The sequence below is a fragment of the Methylobacterium sp. E-005 genome (assembly GCF_022829725.1).
In the GTDB taxonomy this organism is placed as follows: Bacteria; Pseudomonadota; Alphaproteobacteria; order Rhizobiales; family Beijerinckiaceae; genus Methylobacterium.
The window spans coordinates 1-841 of the sequence record NZ_JAKSYG010000210.1; the positions used below are offsets into that span (position 1 = coordinate 1).

At 70.0% G+C, this 841-nt stretch carries 1 protein-coding gene; it reads right to left on the minus strand.

The features are described 5' to 3' along the window. Positions 1 to 75: 75 nt before the first annotated feature. The coding region (locus MKK88_RS24780; RefSeq protein ID WP_244004498.1) for a hypothetical protein at positions 76 to 841 on the minus strand (766 nt) is incomplete at its 5' end.

Below are 841 nucleotides of genomic sequence, written 5' to 3' on the forward strand. Positions count from 1 at the left end.
CTCGGGTCGCGATGAAGGGGAAGGCCCGGCGGGATCCGGCCGGGGCGGTACGCACGGCTACGGAGAGGGGCGCTGTCAGCGGTCCTCGCGCTTGGCCTCGACGTGGGCCAGCAGCTCGCGGGCGAAGGCCTCGATCGCGGCGGGGTCGCCGCCGTCGATGGTCGTCACGGCGCACATCGAAAGGCGGGTTTCGCGGTCAGTCCGGTTGCCGGGCGTTCGGCGCCAAACCTCTAGCTCGGCCGCGCTCTCGATCTCGGTCAGCGCGTCGCCCAGCCAGTGCATCAGCGTGCCGAGTTCGTTGGGCTCAATCGCCCCGTGGCGCCCTTTACGCTCTCCGCACCGCGGACCCCAGGTGAAGGCGTAGGCCACGCCGCCGACTGCATCCGCCACATCCCGGATGGCCTGCAGTTCGCCCATCGTGGCGGAAGCCAGATCAAGCATGCCGACAAGGCTGGTCTCGCGCCGAGCCTCCTCCTCGCGCGTCGCTAGGGTCACGCGCAGGGCGTCGACAAGGGTCGCCAAGCCGCGTTCTGCATCCGATGGTTCGATGTCGACCCGAACGCTGGAGCCGGCCTCGTGCAGATACTCGGCGAGGGCGAGAACCCCGGGGAGCGTTGTCGGCCGTGTCGCGAGCAGGGCCTCGTAGGCTGCGATTTCGCGCTTACTCGGCTCTTCTGAGGCTGCCATCGCCTCGGCATAGCCGGGATCACCCAGCAGCATCTCGCTCCAAACTTCGGCGAGACGGTCCCACTCGGCGTAGGCGGCCCGATGCTCCTCGATCAGCGCCAGAACCGGATCGGGGCCGGCCGGCCGACTGAGGGCCGCCAGCGTGGCCGCCTCC